The sequence below is a fragment of the Marinobacter sp. F3R11 genome, assembly GCF_003318275.1.
Lineage (GTDB): Bacteria > Pseudomonadota > Gammaproteobacteria > Pseudomonadales > Oleiphilaceae > Marinobacter.
The window spans coordinates 79,454-100,382 of sequence record NZ_QOCH01000003.1 but is presented as its reverse complement, the minus strand read 5'-3'; the positions used below and the strand labels follow the sequence as shown (position 1 = coordinate 100,382).

Genomic DNA, 20,929 nt, shown 5'->3' with positions numbered 1-20,929 from the left:
ACTTTCTATGCATAACAAACCAGCAGTGCGGTTTAGCCTGATGGCGGGATTGACTGCATTCTTACTCAGTGGGTGTTTCGACGGTTCTGACAGCGACAACTCATCCAGCTTGCCTGATCTTGCCCTCACCAGTCTGTCCAGTGCACCGGATCAGGTCAGCGGTGATGACATTCTGGTCGGCCTGGACGGTGACCCTGCCACGATTACAGCGGAAAAAAACAATCTGGAGTTCTGGCTCAATGACACCAAAATCAGCCCGGTGATAAGAGAAGGGCGACATGGTCCGGAAATACTTGTAACCGGGCTTGTCGAAGGTGAAAACCGGCTGGAGTTGCACCATGCTGAGCAGGGCCCGCTGAGCGACCTTACTCTGGATGTTCATCCAATAACCGGGCCGATTTTCTCGGGGCCTCACCAGTATCCGTTTGTCTGCACAGTAACCACAGAACTGGGCAGGCAGCCTGAGGAGGATACAACCGAGGCGACTGGCTTCCCGGTAATGGATGAAAGTGGCACCCTGACTGGCTGGAGCAAGGACTGTTCGATTGAGTCTTATGTTGAGTTTGTCTATCGCACAACCGGAGGAAGCTGGGCACCTTTGCCGGCTGATGGCTCGCGGCCTGCGGATATGGCCACTACCGAGCTGACGGATGGCCGCAGTGTTGATTTCATTGTGCGTCAGGAGCGCGGCACCATTAACCGCTTTATCTACAGTTTTGCCACGCTGGCTTCGTTGGGCGATGAGGCAGATGATGCCTCTACAGAAAACTGGAACGGCCGGTTGCTGTTCCAGTTTGAAGGCGGCGTTGCCATAGGGCATTCCCAGGGCCGAATCAGTGGCCGGGCGCTTGAGCCGGAGGTGCTCAAAAAAGGCTATGCAGTTATCTATTCCACCGGTACCCGGACCGACACCCACTATAACCTCCAGGTTGGTGGAGAAACCGCACTGATGGTGAAAGAGCACTTTATCAAACGCTTTGGTGTGCCGGAGTACACTGTGGCCATTGGCGGGTCTGGTGGCGGCATCCAGCAGTATATCTATTCACAGAACCACCCGGATCTGCTGGATGCAGGTGTGCCCCAGTACTCATACCCGGACATGGTGACCCAGACCATTCACGTCGCGGACTGTGAGTTGCTGGAGTACTACATGGATGTCACTGACAAGGATAATGCCAAGTGGCAGACAACCACGAATCGAAGCTGGCTTGTGGGCCTGAATGCCACCGACGCATACGCGGATCCGTTTGCGGATGTGAAACGAATGCTCGGTTTCAGCTCCGCGCCCGGAATGACAGAGTGCGTCCCGGCATGGCGTGGACTGACGCCACTGGTGATGAATCCTGCTTTTGGCTGGGCTGAAAACCAGGAGCTGATGCAGCCTGCTGGAGTGATGGATGACGTTCAGTGGACTCACTACGACGACCTTAGAAATATCTATGGCCTTGATGGCAATGGCAATCCCCGCGCCCTGTTTGACAATGTTGGTGTGCAATACGGGCTTGGAGCACTCCTGGAAGGCAATATTTCAAAGTCAGAGTTTTTGAAACTGAACGCTCAGGTCGGTGGCTGGAAGCATCCTTCGGAGATGGTGCAGGAGGGCTTTCCGTTTATTGGTTCGGAAGATGATGTTATGGCTGGTCTAGTCGGATTCGACCCCTGGAGCGCCCGAAATATGAACCTGAGCCCGGATGGTACGCAACCCGCTCCCCGGACCCAGGGAGATCTGGAGGCCATGGCAGCTGCCTATACCTCAGGTATGGTCTTTGATGGCCAGCTTAATATGCCGGTTATAGACTGGAGACATTACCTGGAGGAAGTGCTGGATATGCACAATAGCCACCAGTCTTTCTCTGTGCGCCAGCGCATAATCAACAAAATGGGAAATGCAGACAATCAGGTGATCTGGTTTACCGATACCCGGCCTACGGATACATCGGACCCGGGCAAACCTGAGCCGCAGGATGAATCAGATCCAACCTGGGCGGCTCTGGAGGTACTGCATGAGTGGCTGATGAATATAAGAGCGAATCCTGAACGGAGTATCGCTGAAAACAAACCGGCATTGGCTGTGGATACCTGCTATGACTCTGACGGTGCAGTCATCGCCTCCGGAGAGGGTGTCTGGAATGGCATCCTTGATGATCAGCCTGACGGTGCCTGCACTGCGAAGTTTGAAACCTACGCTACATCTCGTATTGTGGCTGGCGGACCGATTGAAGGCAGTGTGTTCAAGTGTAGCTTGAAGCCGGTAACAACGGCACTGACGGATGGCACCTATCAGGGCGTGTCATTTACGGAAGATGAAATTACGCGCTTGCACGAGATCTTCCCGGACGGTGTTTGTGACTACTCCCAGCCAGATCAGGGCCGGCCCGCTGGTTGAAGGATTGGCGGAAGAGTCAGGCCGACTCTTCCGCAGCCAGTGCACTGTGATTGCTTGCGGTTTCTTCAGTAAGACCACCGAAGCGGCGGTAAAAACCCTGGCTTGGCCCGGGTAGTGGGCCGGAAGCGTTTTCCAATGCGCTTGCAAGGTGCTGATCTGCGCGGCTGTATATGGCCCGGTAGAGGTTGCGGCACAGCTGTTTGGCACTGCGTCCTTCCCAGTCTCCCGGCAGGAGTTCGTCTGGTAATAAAGGATCCCGCAGCAGTATTTTCCGGTATTCATGAATCAACAGAATGCGTGCGGTAACGCAGTCTTCCGGGCTCAGGTTGTCGTTGGTGCTGAGCTCCCGCCATAGCGGCCGGAAGGTCTCCAGAAAGCGCTTATACCTGAAACCAAGCTCGTCCAGATTCCAGCTCTCTTTTACTTGCCTGCGCAAAGCCCGGGGGCTCCGCTGTTCCAGTGGCTGGGTCTGCATAACGATGGTGTCTTCCAGTGCACCCCATTCCTGAAGCAGTGGCAGCAGTTCATTGCGCGTAAAGCGCGGATGCTCCATGACACCCGTTGCCATACTGCCGAAGCTCAGCCATTTCAGTTCTTCACGCACCCTGGCACGGGTTTCCGGTTCGAGCTGGTTAAGGAAAACCAGGCACCAGCTGCCATCCCAGTCGTCGGTGCCAAGCGTGTAAACATGTTCGAACGCCTGCTGGAAACGCCTCAGGCCAGCGCCCGTTACACTGTAATAGCTGCACCTGCCCACTTTTTCAGCCTGTAGCCAGCCGTCCTGGACCAATCTGTAGACGGACGTGCGAATGAGCCGTTCACTCACACCCATGGATTTAAGCAGTTTCATCAGGCTCCCGAGCCAGACGTTACCGCCTCGGGGATGAACGATGTCTCCATAGGTTGTGATGATCAGGGACCCTGCACGCAAAGGGCGCTTTTTCTGGAAGTCCCGGATAAGGCTCTCGAGCTGTTGTTTTGCAGACATGGTTCCCTTATTCCTTCAAGACTTTCCGCCGTGCTGTTTCTGCTGGCTTGACGGCGTTCGGGTGCTCATTATCCCTGATACAGCCAGTGGGTAAAGTGGTATGTGTTCAGGACGAAATGTCGAAAAGGCACTAGTGTACTAATACATTGGTATAGATTGTTGTAAAAGTTGTGTGCCTCAAGACAGTCCCCAGTTGACACCGGTTTAATGATACAATATTTTCAATTGATATTCGTCAACGGTATCGTATTATTGGTTTGACGGATAGTCAGTAATGGTGGTGATAGACAGATGTCTGTCACACTGCGCTGAGAATGGGGCGCTGTAAGGCTGCATGTGATACGAAAATACACAGCCTTTTCAGGGAAAATCGTTCTGTTTTCAGAAATTCGGGGGCCTATAAAACCAAAATGCCCCCACCACACATGGGAGAACAACAAAAATGTTCAAAAAGATCACGCGTCGTGCTGGCAAATTAACAGCCATTGCAGCGGCTGGCCTGCTGGCAATGAACGTTCAGGCAGCTGACCCTATACGTATTGGTTCCTTTCTTTCTGTTACCGGCCCTGCTTCTTTCCTGGGCGATCCAGAGCTGAAAACTCTGGAGATGTATGTTGAAAAAATCAACAAGGACGGTGGTGTTCTGGGGCGTCAGCTTGAGCTTGTTCATTACGATGACGCAGGTAATGCTTCCAAGGCCCGTAACTTCGCAAGCCGGCTTATCCGTTCAGACCGGGTAGATATCATCGTAGGCGGTAGTACAACAGGTGCCACTATGGCGGCTGTACCGATGGTTGAGCAGGCGAAGATCCCTTTTATTTCCCTGGCAGGCGCAGTTGTTATTACCTCCCCGGTTAAAAAGTGGGTTTTCAAAACCCCGCAAACTGACCGTATGGCGGCAGAGCGTGTCCTGAATGATATGAAAGCACGTGGCCTGACCAAGGTTGGTCTGATCTCGGGTACTGGCGGTTTTGGTAGCTCCGGACGTGAGCAGACGCTTGCTGCAGTCCAGGAAATGGGCGGAATCGAGATTGTTGCTGATGAAACCTATGGCGGTTCAGATACCGACATGACTGCACAGCTCACCAATATCCGCAGCACAGAAGGTGTGCAGACTATTCTCAACTTCGGCTTTGGCCAGGGCCCGGCAATTGTTACACGTAACTATGCTCAGCTGGGTATTGAGCTTCCTTTCTATCAGTCCCACGGTGTTGCCTCAGATGGCTTTCTGGAACTGGCGGGTAGCAGTGCTGATGGCCTGAGGTTGCCCGCATCGCCCTTGCTGGTGCCGGAATCCCTTCCGGAATCGGACCCACAAAAGCCAGTGGTTGAGGCTTACAAAAGTGAGTACGAAGCACGCTGGAACTCAAAGGTCTCTACCTTTGGAGCCTACGCCTATGATGGCCTGATGCTGGCGGTTGAAGCCATTGAGAAAGCGGGCAGCACGGATAAAGAAGCTGTGCGCGATGCTCTCGAAAGCATTCAGGGTCACGTGGGTGTGACCGGCACGTTCAATATGTCAGCTGATGACCATAACGGTCTGGAAGCTGACTCCTTCCGCATCCTGGAAGTTCAGGATGGCGGCTGGAAACTGATTAACTAAGCCTATTCCCATCCGTACCACAGGCAGACAGCCACCCATAGGGGGAGGCTGTCTGCCGCTGCGCGAGCGGACCTGATTATGTTCTCTGAATTTCTGCAATACCTGTTTACGGGTATCACCATCGGTGCCACCTACGCCCTGATTGCGCTGGGCTTTACGCTGATTTATAACGCCAGCCATGTCATCAATTTCGCCCAGGGCGAATTCCTGATGATTGGCGGTATGGCGACTGTATCTTTAACAGCCATGGGTGTGCCCATGCTGCTCGCGATTGTGCTTGCCGTGATTCTTGCCGGAGTGTTGGGTATTGCTCTGCAGCGTCTGGCTATAGCGCCCGCTAAAAACGCGGATGTGGTGACCCTGATTATTATTACCATCGGTGCGTCTATTTTTATCCGTGGCCTGGCCCAGCTGGTATGGGGCAAGGAATACCATGTGATGCCTAACTTCAGCAGCGATGAGCCGATTGAGATTTTTGGCGCCGTGCTTAACAGCCAGAGCCTATGGGTGTTGGGTATTGGTGCGGTACTTGTTGCGGTGCTGGTGTATTTCTTTACCCGCACGCTGACCGGCAAGGCAATTCTTGCTACGTCAATGAATAAAGATGCTGCCCGCCTTGTAGGCATTCGCACCCAGGTCGTGCTGATGCTGGCGTTTATGGTATCCGCGCTGCTGGGGTCAATAGCCGGAATTGTGGTAGCGCCGATCACCTTTACCTCCTATGACATCGGCATCATCCTGGGCTTGAAGGGCTTTGTGGCCGCGGCCATTGGTGGATTAGGCAGCGGCATGGGTGCCGTTGTGGGTGGACTGGCTCTGGGGGTGGTTGAAGCCATGGCGGCGGGTTATCTGTCGTCTGATTATAAGGATGCCGTGGCCTTCTCAATGATACTTCTGGTGTTGTTCTTCATGCCCCGGGGCCTGTTTGGCGCCAAGATTGTGGAGCGGGTGTGATGATGGCTTCATTTTCGCAATTCCGTCTCAAGGGTCTGGTGTTCCTGGCCATCGTCATCTTTGCTCTGCCACTGTTCATCACCAACCCCTTTCACTATGGCCTCGCCACGCAAATCGCGCTGATTGCCGGCGCGGTCGTAGGCCTGAACCTGCTTGTAGGTTTTGCCGGCCAGATCAGTCTTGGTCATGCCGGATTTTTCGGGATGGGGGCTTATTTCAGCGCCCTGATGACCAGTAATTACGGTTGGTCGGCAATTCCTGCGCTGGTCGTCGGGGCCGTTGGTGTCGCCATCATTGCCTGGGCTGTTGGCCGTCCGATTCTGCGCCTCAAAGGCCACTACCTTTCCATGGCCACCCTCGCTGTGGGTTTTATCATCGCCATTATTCTGAACAACGAGCGGGAAATAACCGGTGGGCCAGACGGCATGCCAGTGCCTCCGTTTGATGTATTCGGCTGGGAGCTCAGTCCCTTTGGCCAGTATTCCCTGTTTGGTATGGAAATCAGTGGTGATCTGGCCTGGTATCTGTTCGCGGGTGTGGTGTTGCTGGTTGCAGTCTGGCTGGCACAGAACCTGATTGATTCTCCTATTGGCCGGGCTTTACGTTCTGTCCACGGCTCGGAAGTTGCTGCCAGTGTGGTAGGTGTGAACACTGCAAAATATAAAAGCCTGGTGTTCGTGATCTCTGCGGTATACGCCAGCGTGATGGGCGCGCTTTACGGCCACTTTCAGGGGTTTATCACACCCTCTGTGGCCAGTTTCGATTTCTCCATTTTGTTGATCACCATGGTGGTCCTGGGTGGTATGGGGTCTACCATCGGGGTGATTATCGGCGCAGTGGTTCTGGAAGTTCTGCCACAAGTGCTGGCAGATTTTCAGGAGATGGAAATGGTTATGTTTGGTCTGATCCTTATGCTGACCATGATCTTCATGCCCAAAGGCTTGCTGCCAACCCTGACCGGTTACCTGAACAAACGACGGGCCAGATCTGCCGGAGGTGATGCATGACCGCTTTGGTGGAAATCAATAATTTGTCCAAGGCTTTTGGTGGCGTACACGCTGTTGAGGATGTGAGTTTTTCAGTTGATGCTGGCCAGGTGTACTCGGTTATCGGCCCCAATGGTGCGGGTAAAACCACCCTCTTTAATCTGATTACCGGGCTCTACACGCCTACCAGTGGCGAAGTGAAGCTGAACGGTGAAAGCACTGCCAGGTTACAGCCCAATCAACTGGCAGAGCGGGGTATGTGCCGTACGTTCCAGCAGATGCAGATCTGTATGAACATGACTGCCATTGAAAACGTCATGCTTGGCCGGCACCTGACCCTGAAAAGTAATCTTTTTACCACCCTGTTCCGCTTGCCTGCGCTCACCCGGGGTGAAAAAGCTGCACGGGAGAAAGCGGCCGAGCTGATGGAGTTTGTCGGTTGTGGTGAGTATCTCGATACTGACGCCTCGGCGATGTCTTATGGCGCGCTTAAACGCCTTGAGATTGCCCGGGCGCTGGCCGCAGAGCCTAAAGTTGTCTTGCTGGATGAACCGGCTGCAGGCCTGAATGCCGTGGAAACTGCCGCGCTGGAAGAACTGATCCGCAAGATCGCAGAGCAGGGCATTACGGTAATGCTGGTAGAGCACGACATGAAACTGGTGATGGGGATTTCCGACCGTTTGCTGGTGCTTAACTACGGGCGCGTACTGGCAGAAGGCACACCAGAACAGATTCGTGCAAACCCGGATGTGATCGCAGCCTATCTGGGCGGTTAAACGGAGCGAGGGATAACCATAATGACACAAATACCGACCAAGGTTGCGCCTGAAAACAGTTATAGCCTGCAAGCCGTAAGTACGATTGTTCAGGAGCACCAGGCCCTGTGGCGCATACTCGATTTGCTGGACCAGCTTCAGCACGATATGAACATAAATGAACAGCAGCCCGATGAAACGTTGTTCAATAATATTTTTGATTACATTCAGCATTTTGCACGGCGCGTACACAGTTCTCCGGAAGAGATAGTGTTGTATCGCGTGCTGGGGGAGAAGTCTCCCGAGACCAAACCACTGCTGGACAAGCTTGCGCACGGTTACGTGATTGGCGATGAAAAGATCAACGAGCTGCGCCGCTTGCTGATGGTGTGCATGGAACGCTGGCCCGATGGCCGGGAAGATTTCAGTCACGCATTGGCACGGTTTACTGAAGCTCTGCGCAAACACATCAAAAAAGAGGAAGGTGTTGTTATACCCAGGGCGCGAAAACTTCTGAGCGAAGATGACTGGCGTCTGATTACTGAATCCCGCGATCAGGCCAATGATCCCCTGTTTGGCGAGCGGGTACGGGATGAATTCCGTGAGCTGCGCCATCGCATCGTAAGCTTTACGCCGGAGCGTCTGGGCGGCCTGGGGCTGCATCACGCCCAGCGCAGAACAGCTGCGCACGCCACAGAGGAAATGCTGAGCATCAAAGGGCTGAAAACATCCTATGGCCAGATCGAGGCGCTGCACGGAATTGATATCTGTATTAACAGCGGTGAAATTGTTTCTCTGGTTGGTGCCAATGGTGCCGGCAAGTCTACGCTGTTGATGACCATCTCCGGCCTGCAGCCGGCCGATAGCGGCAGTATTGTCTTTGAGGGTAAAGACCTGCTGAAAATCGGCACCGACCAACGTGTGGCCAATGGCATTGTGCAGGTGCCTGAAGGCCGGCAGGTGTTCAAGGACCTGAGTGTTGAAGACAACCTCCTGCTGGGTGCCTACACCCGTGGTCGCAGCCAGGAAGTGGAGGAAGACATTGAGCGCATGTACGAAAAATTCCCCATATTGCGGCAGAAGCGGAGAAACCTGGCGGGTGAACTGTCCGGCGGCCAGCAGCAGATGCTGGCGATGGGGCGGGCCCTGATGGCCCGGCCCAGGTTACTACTGCTGGACGAGCCCAGCATGGGCCTGGCACCGTTGATAATTGAGGAAATCTTCAACATCATCAAAGAGCTGAAAAACGAAGGCATGACCATTTTCCTGGTGGAGCAGAATGCCTCCCAGGCGCTTGCACTGGCAGATCGTGGTTATGTGCTGGAAACCGGCCGTGTGGTGGTCGAAGGTTCCGGGCGTGAGTTGCTGAGCAACGAGAAGGTGCGGGAGGCGTATCTGGGTATGTAATGGCACACCATAAACACACCATAAAAAACCGCCAGAGCATTAAGCTGCTGGCGGTTTTTTTATGGCCGGAAGTTTATTGCGGCTTTTTGGCAACCAGGGTCAGAATGTCGTAGCTGGCAACCAGCTCGTCGTTCTGATTAGTAACCTGAACATCCCATACAACAACGCCTTGCGGGTGGCCATCTGGCGACGTGCGGCCCTGATCAATCTTGCGTTTGCAGGTCAGGCGGGCGCGAATGGTATCACCCGGCGCGACCGGCTCAATAAAGCGCAGCGTGTCCAGACCATAGTTCGCCAGTACCGGGCCTTCGCCGGGGTCCACGAACATTCCCGCTGCAGCAGACAGCACGAAATAGCCGTGGGCGATGCGTTTGCCGAACTGGCTGTTTTTGGCGGCGATTTCATCGAAGTGCATGTAGAAGTGATCGCCCGACAGGCAACCGAAGTTCACCAGATCTGCCTCAGTAACCGTTCGACGGTGGGTCAGCAATGACTGGCTGATCTGCAGGTCTTCGAAGTGATACCGGAACGGGTGTATATCGTTTTCCATAAGCTTCGCGCCACGGACATACTCGCCAGTGACGGCTGACAGCATAGTGGGAGAGCCCTGAATGGCTGTGCGCTGCAGGTAGTGATGCACGGCGCGGATACCACCGAGTTCTTCACCACCACCGGCGCGGCCCGGGCCACCATGCTTCAGCATCGGCAGGGGAGAGCCGTGGCCGGTAGATTCCTTTGCAGCTTCTGCATCGAGCAGGTGCAGGCGGCCGTGAAAGGCGGCCAGTGCGGGCGCGAGTCTGGCAATGGTTGCCGGGTCGCGGGAGGTTACTGTGGTAACGAGCGAGCCCCGGCCCTTGGCGACCAGTTCAACTGCTTCGTCGAGGGTATTGTATGGAATAACCGTGGCAACCGGGCCAAAGGCTTCGATATCGTGGGCGCCACAACCGTTTTCGGGATTACGGCAGAGCAGCAGGTGCGGTTCGATAAATGCACCTTTTTCCGTGCCTTCGCCCACCGGACTGAAGCTGCCATCTCCACCGAAAACCAGCTCACTGGTTTTCATCAGTTCCTGGATATTGGCTTTGACGTCTTCCAGTTGATCTAGTGATGCCAGGGCACCCATGCGTACGCCTTCGACCGAAGGATCACCGATGGTGATTTTGGATAACCGCTCTTTAAGCTTGTCGCATACGGTCTGAACCTGATCCTCAGGTACTATGATCCGGCGTATTGCTGTACATTTCTGGCCGGCTTTAGCGACCATTTCACGGCCCACTTCCCGCACAAACAGATTGAACTCTTCGTGTTCCGGTTTTACATCCGGAGCCAGAACAGCGCTGTTGAGCGAGTCTGCTTCTGCATTGAAAGGAATGGACCGGTTGATGATGTTGGGGTGGTTACGCAGCATCCGGGCAGTATTGGCCGAGCCGGTAAAGGTAACCACATCCTGCTCTTCAAGATGCTCGAAAAGATCGCCTGTGCTGCCGATGATCAGCTGCAGGCTGCCTTCTGGCAAAGCGCCGGATTCGTGCATCAGGTGCACGGCCAGCTCGGTCACATAGCAGGTAGACGTGGCCGGCTTTACAATGGAGGGCATGCCCGCCAGGAAGGTAGGCGCAAACTTCTCCAGCATTCCCCATACAGGGAAGTTGTAGGCATCAATATGCAGTGCGACACCACCCCGGGGCACCATAATATGGGTGCCCGCGAAGTGATTGTTTTTGCCCAGAGGTGTTACCGGGCCTTCGTGGATCACATTACCGGATGGGAGCTCACGGCGGCCCATGCTGGCGTAGGAAAACAATGTGCCGAAGCCGCCATCGATGTCGATACCGTTGTCTGCTTTGCTGGAACCGGTATGCATAGAGAGGGCATAAAGCTCTTTCTTGTGTTCTTGCAGATACAGAGCCATGGCTTTGAGGGCCAGGGCGCGCTCCTGGAAGTCCATGGCCAGCAGGTTTTTCCCGCCGACCCTGCGACCATATTCCGCTGCTTTTCTGAAATCCAGGGTGTCACTGTGTGTATAGGCAACGATCTCGCCGTTGATGGCGCTGGGCAGGGCTTTGCCCTGCTCGGAACCAACCCATTCTCCGGCAATAAAACTCTTGAGAACTGACATGTAAGAAAACTCCAGAATCACATTTCGTCGTAGTCTAGGACGACCTTGTCGCTGACGGGGTAGCACTGGCACGACAACACGTAGCCGGCGTCCACTTCGTAGTCTTCCAGGGCAAAGTTCTGGTCCATTTCCACTTCGCCTTCCACCACTTTGGCGCGGCAGGTGGAGCAAACTCCGGCTTTGCAGGAGTAGGGCAGATCAGCACCTTCATCGTTACCTGCATCAAGAATGCTCTTGGTATCGCGGACCAGCTCAAAAGTCAGCGAGCGGCCATCGGCTTTGACGGTAACAACGCTGACGGCCTGGGGATCTACTTTGTTTTCTGCGCGGTCCTTGCGGGACTGTGGGGTGCCACCGGCAGGTGTAAACAGCTCGTAGTGCACCTTTGTTTTTTCCAGACCATGGCGGACCAGGGAGTCACGCACGGTTTCGGTCATCATCTGGGGGCCGCAGAGGAAAGCCGCGGTGAGGTTTTTGGCGTCGATCCAGTGATCAAACAGCTGGTCGCATTTCTCGGCATCAATGCGTCCGTTGTACAGATCTATGTCCTGTTCTTCCCGGGTGAAGATATACACCAGGTTGAAACGGGTCATGTATTCGTTTTTCAGGTCCTGAAGTTGATCACGGAACATGGTGCTGCTGGTGCCCTTGTTGCCGTAGAAAAGAGTGACCTGACTTTTCGGTTCTGTTTCCAGTGTGGTTTTAACAATAGACAGAATCGGGGTAATACCGCTACCTGCAGCCACTGCCAGGTAGTTGCCTTCCCGTTCCGGGTCCAGATCAGTGGAGAAATGGCCTTGTGGTGGCATGACGTCCAGGGTGGATCCGGGTTTCAGCTGTTCGTTGGCAAAACCGGAGAACACGCCGCCGGGTACGCGTTTCACGGCAATGCGCAATTCTTCGTCATTCACACTGGTGCAAATGGAATAGGTGCGCCGGACTTCTTCTCCGTCCAGGTTGGTACGAACGACAATATGCTGACCTTGCTTGTACTTGAATTTTTCCGCCACATCGGCAGGCAGGTCAAAGCTAAGGGATACGGCGTTTCTTGTTTCCGGTCTGACCTCTTTGAGGGCCAGCGAGTAGAATTTATTCATGATCGTATCGGCTCTATATGCATTTGAAGTAGTCGAAGGGTTCAAGGCAATCGCGACAGCGATAAAGCGCCTTGCAGGCAGTAGAGCCGAATTCACTGATGCGCTCGGTATGCTCGCTGCCACAAAGCGGGCAGATAACAACCTCATCAGCACCCAGCAGGCTCATTTTGCTGGCACTGCCCTGGGGCGGGGCTATGCCAAATACCCTGAGTTTTTCCCGACCTTCGTCGGTTATCCAGTCTGTGGTCCAGGCTGGTGTCAGCACGCGGTTAATGTGCGGGTCGCGAATGCCGGCTGCGCGCAGGGCCTCGGCGATCAGCTCTTCGATGAGCTCGGTTGCGGGGCAGCCGGAGTAGGTTGGTGTTACGTCCACGCTCAGGTGTTTACCATCCCAGCTAAGGCCGCGCACTATGCCCAGTTCCACAACACTGACTGCGGGCACTTCCGGATCCAGAACCTTATCCAGAAGTTCCCAGATGGCCTCTTCTGTCAGCAGTTCCGGGTGGGCGTTGGCCGGCACCCGGTCACTGGCAATCAATACGTCAACAGACGATGGTTCGTGTTCAGTCACCGGATGTGCTCCTATTAACAGGCGGACTTACCAGGTGGTCGCATCCGGGTAGGCGCGAGGCAGGAACTGCATTTCGGCCAGGATGAACCCCAGATGCTCGGTGTGAACGCCCTTCTTGCCGCCCATATACATCCAGGCGTCTTCCGCACCGGTTGTAAGAGTGGCCTGGGCTGCAACCTCGCGTACCATGCCGAACCAGTCTTTCTTCAGCTGTTCGGGATCCGGGCCAATGCCGGCTTTGAACATGGCGTGATCTGTGTCGTCCGGGGTTACCAGTTCGCCGGTGAAACGCCACAGCAGATCAAAGGCATCCTGAATGCGGCGGTGGCTTTCTTCGGTGCCGTCTCCCATACGCTTGACCCACTCAGAGGAGCGACGCAGGTGATAGGTCGCCTCCTTGACCGCTTTTGCCGCGATGTTGGCAATGCGCTCGTCATTGGCGTTTTCCAGGCTTTTCATCGTGAAGTAGTGCCACACGTCGAAGAAAAACTGGCGTGCCATGGTCACTGCGTAGTCACCGTTTGGCTGCTCGACCAGCAACAGGTTGCGGTAGTCGTGTGCATCCCGGAGGAAGCAGAGCTTGTCGGCATCGCGCCCGTCGTCAATCAGTTCCGCGGCGTATTCGTACCAGTTGCGGGCCTGGCCTACGAGGTCGAGTGCGACGTTCATCAGTGCCAGCTCTTCTTCTACCGCCGGCGCCTTGCCGCACAGTTCACAAAGGCGCTGACCCAGAATCATGTCTGAATCCGCAAGGCGTAGCAGGTAGTTCTGCAGAGCTTGTTGTTCGGTCATTGGATGCACTCCTTACATGTGCCCGACTTCGTCGGGCAGTTTGTAGAAGGATGCATGCCGGTACACCTTGTCTTCTGATGGATCAAACAGGACTTCCTTTTCATCCGAGGCAGAGGCGGTGATGGTGTCCGACGGAACCACCCAGATGCTTACGCCTTCACTGCGGCGGGTGTAAAGGTCACGGGCATTTTCCATGGCCATTTCATTATCGGCGGCGTGAACGCTGCCAACGTGTTTGTGGTTGAGGCCGTGCTTGCTGCGAACGAATACTTCGTAGAGGCGCCATTCAGACATGGTTGTTTCTCCTGTTTACGCGGCTGCGCGCTGTTTTTGTTTTGCTGCGTAGGCAACGGCGGCTTCCCGCACCCAGGCACCTTCATCAATTGCTTTGCGACGGGTGGCCAGACGCTCACGGTTGCAAGGGCCATCACCCTTCAGCACGTCGTAGAACTCTTTCCAGTTGATGTCGCCGAAGTCGTAATGACCTGTTTCTTCGTTCCACTTCAGATCCGGATCGGGTGCGGTGCAACCGAGGAATTCAAGTTGTGGAATTGTCTGGTCAATAAACATCTGGCGCAGTTCGTCGTTACTTTTGCGCTTGATCTTCCAGACCATGGACTGCTGGGAATTGGGGGATTCATCGTCGTGCGGACCGAACATCATCAGCGCTGGCCACCAAAGACGGTTGATAGCGTCCTGAACCATATCCTTCTGCTCTTGGGTGCCTTCGCGCATCATGTCCAGCAGGATCTGGTAACCCTGACGTTGGTGGAAACTTTCTTCTTTACAGATGCGAACCATGGCACGGGAGTACGGGCCGTAGGACGTTCGCTGAAGAACCACCTGATTGACAATGGCAGCACCATCAACGAGCCAGCCAACCGCACCCATGTCGGCCCAGTTCAGGGTTGGATAATTGAAAATGCTGGAATATTTGGCCTTGCCGTCATGCAGCTTCTGGATTTCTTCATCCCGGTCAGCGCCCAGAGTTTCCATGGCGCTATACAGGTAAAGGCCGTGGCCTGCTTCATCCTGAATCTTGGCCATTAACTGCAGCTTGCGTTTCAGCGTGGGTGCCCGGGTCACCCAGTTGCCTTCCGGTAGCATGCCGACAATTTCTGAGTGGGCATGTTGGGAAATCTGGCGAATCAGGGTTTTGCGATAGCCGTCGGGCATCCAGTTTTTTGCTTCAATCTTGATTTCTGCGTCTACCTTTTCCTGGAATTCCCGTTCTTCGGGAGACATTTCTTCCAGGGTCTTAAGGCGCTTGGTACCGGTATCAACGAGCTGTGCGTACATAACTCTCTCTCCGAATCTGGCTTATTTTGGTCTGCTGGAGTTGTGCAGCAGGGCGCCGTGACGGATCACGGTCGATGTCTCCATATTATATGATACTGAATAAATATCAAGGAGTCGTATTTTGTATCATGTTTGCTTTTTGTGGCGTTGCTTGTGCATTTATATGGTTGAAAAATAACAACTAAATGTTTTGCATTTATGATTTGTTTTGGATGATTGAGGTCCTAAGGAAAAATAAATCACCGGGGCGTCACTACTACCTGCCCCGGTTTCGTGGGTTTTAGTCCTTGCGGCGATCAAACACTCGCCTGGCTTTGCCTTCTGAGCGGCTCAGGGTTCCCGCATCCTGCACCTGTATTTTTGTGCTTATGCCGATGTACGACTTGATGTGGTGCGCAAGCTCTTTTGCTGCGTTTTCTTTCAGGCCGGTACCTTCTGCATCCAGTTTCAGCTCGACCCGGACATCAACGCAGTCCAGGTTTCCTTCTTTGTAAACTTCGATTTCGTAGTGTGGTGCCAGCGCACGGCATTTCAGCACCTGCTCTTCAATCTGAGTGGGGAATACGTTCACGCCGCGGATAATCAGCATGTCGTCGCTGCGACCAGTGATCTTGTCGATACGGCGCATGGGGCGGGCTGTACCCGGTAGCAAGCGGGTGAGATCCCGTGTGCGGTAGCGCAGCACCGGCATGGCCACTTTGGTGAGGGAGGTGAATACCAACTCGCCGTATTCACCGTCGGGCAGCACTTCACCGGTTTCCGGGTTGATAATCTCCGGGTAGAAATGGTCTTCCCAGATGGTCGGGCCATCTTTTGTTTCCAGACATTCCATGCCCACGCCGGGGCCCATTACTTCAGACAGGCCGTAGATATCCAGAGCCTGAATGCCCAGACGGGTTTCCAGTTCTGTGCGCATTTCGTTGGTCCAGGGCTCTGCGCCAAAAATGCCAAGTCGCAATGGAAGTTTCCTGGGATCAATGCCCTGACGGTCCAGCTCATCCGCAATGTTCAGCATGTAGGAAGGCGTGACCATGATGATGTCAGGCTCGAAATCCTTGATCAGCTGAACCTGTTTCTCGGTCTGGCCGCCCGACATGGGGATCACAGTACAGCCCAGGCGCTCAGCACCGTAATGGGCACCCAGGCCACCGGTGAACAGACCGTAGCCATAGGCAATATGGATTTTGTCTCCGGCGCTGCCGCCACCAGCACGGATGGAGCGTGCAACTATGTCTGACCAGGTCTCAATGTCGCTCTGGGTGTAGCCCACTACTGTGGGTTTGCCGGTGGTGCCGCTGGATGCGTGAACCCGGACGACTTCTTTCATGGGCACTGCAAACATGCCGAACGGGTAGTTATCCCGAAGGTCGTTTTTTCCGGTAAAGGGAATTTTGGCGATGTCTTCAAGGGTTTTTATATCCATCGGCTTCAGGCCGACAGCGTCAAACGCATTGCGGTAATGGGGTACGTTTGTATAAGCATGCCAAACGCTCCAGCGCAGGCGCTGAAGTTGCTCGTGACGAAGTTCGTCGACACTGGCGGTTTCCATCCGGTCCAGTTTTCCGAGTTTCTGCATGGGTAGACTCATTGTTGTTTCCTGTCTTGTTCTTGTTGCCCCGGCTCAGGGCCGGGGGCAGCTTCAGTTTGTGTCACGCCCCGGATTTTCCGGGCTGCTTCAACTACTACTCAGCACTGTCTACGCGTTCGATGATCAAGGCTATGCCCTGGCCTACACCGATGCACATGGTGCACAGGGCATAGCGGGCGCTCAGGCCTTGCTGATGACGGTGCTCCAGTTCATTCAGTGCAGTGGTCACAAGGCGCGCACCACTCATGCCCAGAGGGTGGCCCAAGGCGATGGCTCCGCCATTCGGGTTCACATGTCCGGCATCATCAGGCAGGCCCAGGTCACGCAGCACGGCCAAAGCCTGGGCGGCGAAGGCTTCATTCAGCTCGATCACATCCATATCGGCCAGTTCCAGCCCGGCAGTCTTCAGTACCTTGCGGGTGGCGGGAGCCGGGCCCATGCCCATGATGCGCGGTTCGACACCAGCAGTTGCCATGGCAACGACCCGGGCCCGGGGCTTGAGATTGTGCTGTTCAAGTGCATCGCTGCTGGCCAGCAGCAGGGCGCATGCGCCGTCGTTTACACCAGAGGCATTGCCCGCGGTGACACTGCCGTTCTCACGGAAGGGGGCTGCCAGGCTGGCGAGCTTTTCCAGACTGGTTTCCCGGGGATGTTCGTCGGTATCAACGATCAGGGGCTCCTGCCTGCGGCGGGGTACGCTCACCGGCACGATTTCATTATCAAACCGGCCGGCTTTCTGGGCAGCAGCGGTACGTTGCTGACTGCGCACAGCAAAGGCATCCTGGTCTTCACGGGATATATTGAAGTCGGCAGCGACGTTTTCGGCAGTTTCCGGCATGGAATCGATGCCGTACTGTTTCTTCAGCAGAGGGTTAACGAAACGCCAGCCGATGGTAGTGTCGAACATTTCGGCTTTACGGCTGAACGCGGAGTCTGCCTTTCCCATAACGAAAGGCGCCCGGGACATGGATTCCACGCCGCCGGCCAGCATCAGGCCAGCTTCGCCTGTACGCAGCGCGCGTGCGGCGCTGCCAATGGCATCCATGCCTGAGCCACAAAGGCGGTTTATCGTGCTACCCGGGACATCAACGGGCAGGCCGGCCAGTAGCAGCGACATGCGGGCTACATCGCGGTTGTCTTCGCCAGCCTGGTTGGCGCAGCCGTACAGCACGTCGTCAATGGCAGTCCAGTCCAGGTCGCTGTAGCGGTCTTTCAGTGCCCTGATGGGAATGGCACCCAGGTCATCGGCCCGCACGGTTGCAAGGGAACCGCCGTAGCGGCCGATTGGCGTGCGTACTGCGTCCACTATGTAGGCATCTTGCAAGCGCTTTTCGTTACTCATTGATCGTTCTCCGACTGGATGACTTCGCCGCGTACCTGATAGGACTTGCCGCGAAACAGGGCAATCACGTGGCCGTTCTGGTTGGTGATAGTAATGTCATACACGCCGGTGCGGTTGCCCCGGGACTGCTCAACTGCATTGGCGGTAAGCAGGTCGCCTTCCCGGGCGCCGAGCATGTAATCGATGGTGCAGCCTGATGCCACTGTAGCTTTGTTGTAGCTGTTGCAGGCGAAGGCAAACGCGGAGTCAGCAAGGGTAAACAGGTAGCCGCCATGGCAGGAGCCGTGGCCCTGAATCATTATGCTGGTGACCGGCATGGTGACGGTGGCTTTGCCCGGGGACACATGGGTTATTTTCATGCCTAGGTTGCGACTGGCCGCGTCCCGCTGGTACATGGATTCGGCACAGTCCTGCGCTAATTTTTGCGCATCGGGTGTGTGATGTTCGTTGCTCATGAATAGAACCCCTTTTCAGAGAACCGGTTTTTCCTCAGCAGCAATGCCGGCCGGTAACGGTCTTCACCGTAGCTCTGCTGGATGTTTGTCAGTACTGTATGCACAAGGCTGAAACCGAGGTTGTCGCTCCAGCGAAGCGGGCCTTCCGGGTAGTTCAGGCCGGCTTTCATGGCAAGGTCGATATCACCGACAGAAGCAACACCCTGCAGAGCCGCATCGGCAGCTTCATTCGCCAGGGTGGCCACAGTTCGCATAACTACCAGACCCGGCCGGTCAGCGATCTGGTTGACGGATATTCCTGCTTTTTGCAGCAGGGCGCAGGCGTCAGCTACAGCCTGAGAGGAAGCCTGATCGGCAGCGGTGATAGCGAGACGGCTGGCTTTGGCATAATCGAACGCCAGGTCCAGAAGAATAAGGTTGTTGCAGGCTTCTGCTGCGGCGCGCTCAGTTGCCATGCGACCATCAGTCAGTGCCAGAACGGCTTCGCCGAAACGCAGGCGGCCTGAGCCGTCGCGCTCAATGATGTTGAAGCCGCTTTCTTTCAGGCGCGTTATCAGTGCTGTCAGAGGCCCCGGGTTGCCCTCTACGATAAGCGTGTTGGCCCCGCTGCTGGCCGTTGCTTCGGCTACTGGTTCAGGTTTTTGCGAACCTTCCGCATAGCTATAAAAGCCCTGACCACTCTTACGGCCCAGGCGCCCGGCTTCAACCAGCTCCTTCTGTACCAGAGAAGGCAAAAAGCGAGTGTCCTGATAGTAGGAATTGAAAACCGAGGAGGTAACCGCGTAGTTGACATCGTGACCGATCAGATCGGTCAGTTCGAAGGCGCCCATGCGAAAGCCGCCGGCTTCGCGCAGGATGGCGTCCAGTGTTGCGCTGTCAGCTGCCTGTTCCTGTAGCAGGCGCAGGCTTTCGGCATAAAACGGCCGTGCAACCCGGTTAACAATAAATCCTGGAGTGGACGTGGCGGTTACAGGTTTTTTGCCCCATTGGGTGGCTGTGGCATAAACCCGCTGTGCTACCTCGTCGCTGGTGGCCAGGCCTTTGATGACTTCAACCAGTGCCATCAGCGGTGCCGGGTTAAAGAAGTGCATGCCCACCAGGCGCTCAGGGCACTTCATTTTGGCGCCCAGAGCCGTTACTGAGATGGACGAGGTGTTGGTAGCCAGAATGGCGTTGTCACCACAAACTTCTTCCAGGTTGGCGAGCAAGCCACGCTTGATTTCCAGATCCTCAACGATGGCTTCGATCACCAGGCCCGCTGATGCAAGCTCGCTGAGTTGGTTAACCGGCTTGATGCGATCAAGAAGTGCGTCCAGTGCGGATTGCTCCATCTTTCCTTTATCAACCCGGCGCTGCAGTTGCTTTGCAATGCTCTGGCGCCCGGCTTCAGCTGCACCTTCGCGCTGATCCAGCAGAAAAACCCGGTGGCCTGCCTGAGCGGCTACCTGAGCAATGCCGGAACCCATGGCGCCGGCGCCGATGACTGCTACAGCAATGTCAGTGGCAAGTGACTGCATGCCTATTTCCCCTTGAATTCAGGTGCGCGCTTTTCCATGAAAGCGGTAACGCCTTCACGGTAGTCATCCGTGCGGCCAGCCAGGCGCTGCAAATCCCGTTCAACCAGCGACTGTTCTTCAAAGCTGTTATTGGCGCTTGCGTGCAGGGCACGCTTTATCATCGCCAGGCCTTTGGTGGGCTGGGTGGCAAAATGACGGGCCAGTTTCATGGCTTCGTCCTGCAGGGCATCGTCATCTACGCATTGCCAGATCATGCCCCACTGCTCTGCCTTTTCAGCACTCAGCTTGTCACCCAATAAGGCCAGGCCTTTTGCACGAGCCATTCCTACTGCGCGCGGCAGGGTCCAGGTGCCGCCGCAATCAGGAATAAGGCCAATCTTGCAAAAAGCCTGAACAAAATTTGCAGAACGTGCTGCAATCGTAATGTCACAAGCCAGAGCGATGTTTGCGCCAGCACCGGCGGCAACGCCATTTACCGCACAAATCACTGGCATGGGCAGATCCCGAAGGGTCTGCAGCAGAGGGTTGTAGTAGTTCTCGATAGAGAACCCCAGATCCGGAGCTTCAGCTCCGGGCTTTACGTTTCGATCCGACAGATCCTGGCCTGCACAGAAACCACGGCCGTTACCGGTAAGCAGCAATACGCGCACGGTGTGGTCATTGCTGATGGTGTTCAGTGCGGCACGCATCTGTTCATGCATTTCGACGTTAAAGCTGTTGAGGCTCTTGGGGCGGTTCAGGGTTAGTTTTGCAATCCCCTGATCGATATCGAGAAGCACACTCTGCTCGGTCATGGAAGAATCCTTGTTGTAGCAGTGAAATCCGCTTTGGTTAATTTGTGCGGGTGTTTGAATTTATTCTGGGTTCCGGGGTGGTTTCAGGGCGATAAAGCGTTAACAGGTGAACGCCCTGATCTGGCCCTTCTGGGAGCAGTATCTGTGGCATAGCGATTCCGGCATTGCGTTGTTTTAATGGTTTGTCGGTAAAGCCTGACAATGATCAAGGCAGCTTCCGCACGAGAGCGTCCGGCCTTGTTCGATATCAGGAAAGAGTATAGGTTTGAATTGATA

At 55.1% G+C, this 20,929-nt stretch carries 18 protein-coding genes and 1 pseudogene; 7 read left to right on the top strand and 12 right to left on the bottom strand.

The genetic code is table 11. The features are described 5' to 3' along the window. The first annotated feature begins 7 nt into the window (after positions 1 to 7). The gene (locus DS878_RS00510; RefSeq protein WP_222837413.1) at positions 8 to 2,386 is read left to right on the top strand and encodes a DUF6351 family protein; all 2,379 of its coding nucleotides are present in this window, start codon (positions 8 to 10) and stop codon (positions 2,384 to 2,386) included. 16 nt (positions 2,387 to 2,402) lie between these two features. Here the strand turns inward: DS878_RS00510 and paaX are convergent, their stop codons facing one another. Further along, the gene (gene paaX, locus DS878_RS00505; RefSeq protein ID WP_113813987.1) at positions 2,403 to 3,374 is read right to left on the bottom strand and encodes a phenylacetic acid degradation operon negative regulatory protein PaaX; all 972 of its coding nucleotides are present in this window, start codon (positions 3,372 to 3,374) and stop codon (positions 2,403 to 2,405) included. Positions 3,375 to 3,816: 442 nt separating this feature from the next. On the opposite strand from paaX, the gene DS878_RS00500 reads away from it, so the two are divergent. From DS878_RS00500 to DS878_RS15555, 6 genes and pseudogenes are all read left to right on the top strand, one after another. Then, positions 3,817 to 4,977 (top strand): ABC transporter substrate-binding protein, encoded by a 1,161-nt coding sequence (locus DS878_RS00500; protein WP_113813986.1) that lies wholly within the window; start codon positions 3,817 to 3,819, stop codon positions 4,975 to 4,977. A gap of 78 nt (positions 4,978 to 5,055) precedes the next feature. Then, positions 5,056 to 5,931 carry a branched-chain amino acid ABC transporter permease gene (locus tag DS878_RS00495; RefSeq protein ID WP_113813985.1) on the top strand — a complete coding sequence of 292 codons (876 nt, stop codon included), beginning with the start codon at positions 5,056 to 5,058 and terminating at the stop codon, positions 5,929 to 5,931. Next, on the top strand, positions 5,931 to 6,938 hold the full coding sequence (locus tag DS878_RS00490; RefSeq protein WP_113813984.1) for a branched-chain amino acid ABC transporter permease: 1,008 nt from the start codon (positions 5,931 to 5,933) through the stop codon (positions 6,936 to 6,938). The genes DS878_RS00495 and DS878_RS00490 overlap by 1 nt, the downstream gene beginning before the upstream one ends. Next, positions 6,935 to 7,693 carry an ABC transporter ATP-binding protein gene (locus DS878_RS00485; RefSeq protein WP_113813983.1) on the top strand — a complete coding sequence of 253 codons (759 nt, stop codon included), beginning with the start codon at positions 6,935 to 6,937 and terminating at the stop codon, positions 7,691 to 7,693. The genes DS878_RS00490 and DS878_RS00485 overlap by 4 nt, the downstream gene beginning before the upstream one ends. A gap of 21 nt (positions 7,694 to 7,714) precedes the next feature. Next, positions 7,715 to 8,164, top strand: a pseudogene (locus DS878_RS15560) (hemerythrin domain-containing protein); the annotation flags it as partial. A gap of 210 nt (positions 8,165 to 8,374) precedes the next feature. Further along, positions 8,375 to 9,079, top strand: a complete 705-nt coding sequence (locus DS878_RS15555; RefSeq protein WP_261977554.1) for an ABC transporter ATP-binding protein — start codon at positions 8,375 to 8,377, stop codon at positions 9,077 to 9,079. Positions 9,080 to 9,152: 73 nt separating this feature from the next. Here DS878_RS15555 and paaZ read toward each other — a convergent pair whose 3' ends face one another. The 11 genes from paaZ to paaG form a co-directional block, all read right to left on the bottom strand. Next, the gene (paaZ, locus tag DS878_RS00475; RefSeq protein WP_113813981.1) at positions 9,153 to 11,198 is read right to left on the bottom strand and encodes a phenylacetic acid degradation bifunctional protein PaaZ; all 2,046 of its coding nucleotides are present in this window, start codon (positions 11,196 to 11,198) and stop codon (positions 9,153 to 9,155) included. A 17-nt stretch (positions 11,199 to 11,215) separates the two neighbouring features. Beyond that, on the bottom strand, positions 11,216 to 12,295 hold the full coding sequence (gene paaE, locus DS878_RS00470; RefSeq protein WP_113813980.1) for a 1,2-phenylacetyl-CoA epoxidase subunit PaaE: 1,080 nt from the start codon (positions 12,293 to 12,295) through the stop codon (positions 11,216 to 11,218). 13 nt (positions 12,296 to 12,308) lie between these two features. Then, entirely contained in the window at positions 12,309 to 12,866 is a 558-nt protein-coding gene (gene paaD / locus DS878_RS00465) for a 1,2-phenylacetyl-CoA epoxidase subunit PaaD (RefSeq protein WP_113813979.1), read from the bottom strand. A gap of 27 nt (positions 12,867 to 12,893) precedes the next feature. Further along, the gene (paaC, locus tag DS878_RS00460) at positions 12,894 to 13,658 is read right to left on the bottom strand and encodes a 1,2-phenylacetyl-CoA epoxidase subunit PaaC (RefSeq protein ID WP_113813978.1); all 765 of its coding nucleotides are present in this window, start codon (positions 13,656 to 13,658) and stop codon (positions 12,894 to 12,896) included. A 12-nt stretch (positions 13,659 to 13,670) separates the two neighbouring features. Further along, the gene (gene paaB / locus DS878_RS00455; RefSeq protein WP_096782890.1) at positions 13,671 to 13,952 is read right to left on the bottom strand and encodes a 1,2-phenylacetyl-CoA epoxidase subunit PaaB; all 282 of its coding nucleotides are present in this window, start codon (positions 13,950 to 13,952) and stop codon (positions 13,671 to 13,673) included. 15 nt (positions 13,953 to 13,967) lie between these two features. Continuing rightward, a complete protein-coding gene (gene paaA, locus DS878_RS00450; protein WP_113813977.1) occupies positions 13,968 to 14,957 on the bottom strand; it encodes a 1,2-phenylacetyl-CoA epoxidase subunit PaaA in 990 nt (329 codons plus the stop codon). Between the two features lie 280 nt (positions 14,958 to 15,237). Then, on the bottom strand, positions 15,238 to 16,545 hold the full coding sequence (gene paaK, locus DS878_RS00445; protein ID WP_113813976.1) for a phenylacetate--CoA ligase PaaK: 1,308 nt from the start codon (positions 16,543 to 16,545) through the stop codon (positions 15,238 to 15,240). A gap of 94 nt (positions 16,546 to 16,639) precedes the next feature. Next, positions 16,640 to 17,887 (bottom strand): 3-oxoadipyl-CoA thiolase, encoded by a 1,248-nt coding sequence (gene pcaF, locus DS878_RS00440; RefSeq protein WP_113813975.1) that lies wholly within the window; start codon positions 17,885 to 17,887, stop codon positions 16,640 to 16,642. Next, a complete protein-coding gene (gene paaI, locus DS878_RS00435; protein WP_113813974.1) occupies positions 17,884 to 18,342 on the bottom strand; it encodes a hydroxyphenylacetyl-CoA thioesterase PaaI in 459 nt (152 codons plus the stop codon). Before paaI ends, pcaF begins: the two co-directional genes overlap by 4 nt. Beyond that, positions 18,339 to 19,859 (bottom strand): 3-hydroxyacyl-CoA dehydrogenase PaaH, encoded by a 1,521-nt coding sequence (paaH, locus tag DS878_RS00430; protein WP_113813973.1) that lies wholly within the window; start codon positions 19,857 to 19,859, stop codon positions 18,339 to 18,341. Before paaH ends, paaI begins: the two co-directional genes overlap by 4 nt. Positions 19,860 to 19,861: 2 nt before the next feature. Further along, positions 19,862 to 20,653 (bottom strand): 2-(1,2-epoxy-1,2-dihydrophenyl)acetyl-CoA isomerase PaaG, encoded by a 792-nt coding sequence (paaG, locus tag DS878_RS00425; protein ID WP_113813972.1) that lies wholly within the window; start codon positions 20,651 to 20,653, stop codon positions 19,862 to 19,864. Positions 20,654 to 20,929 lie beyond the last annotated feature (276 nt).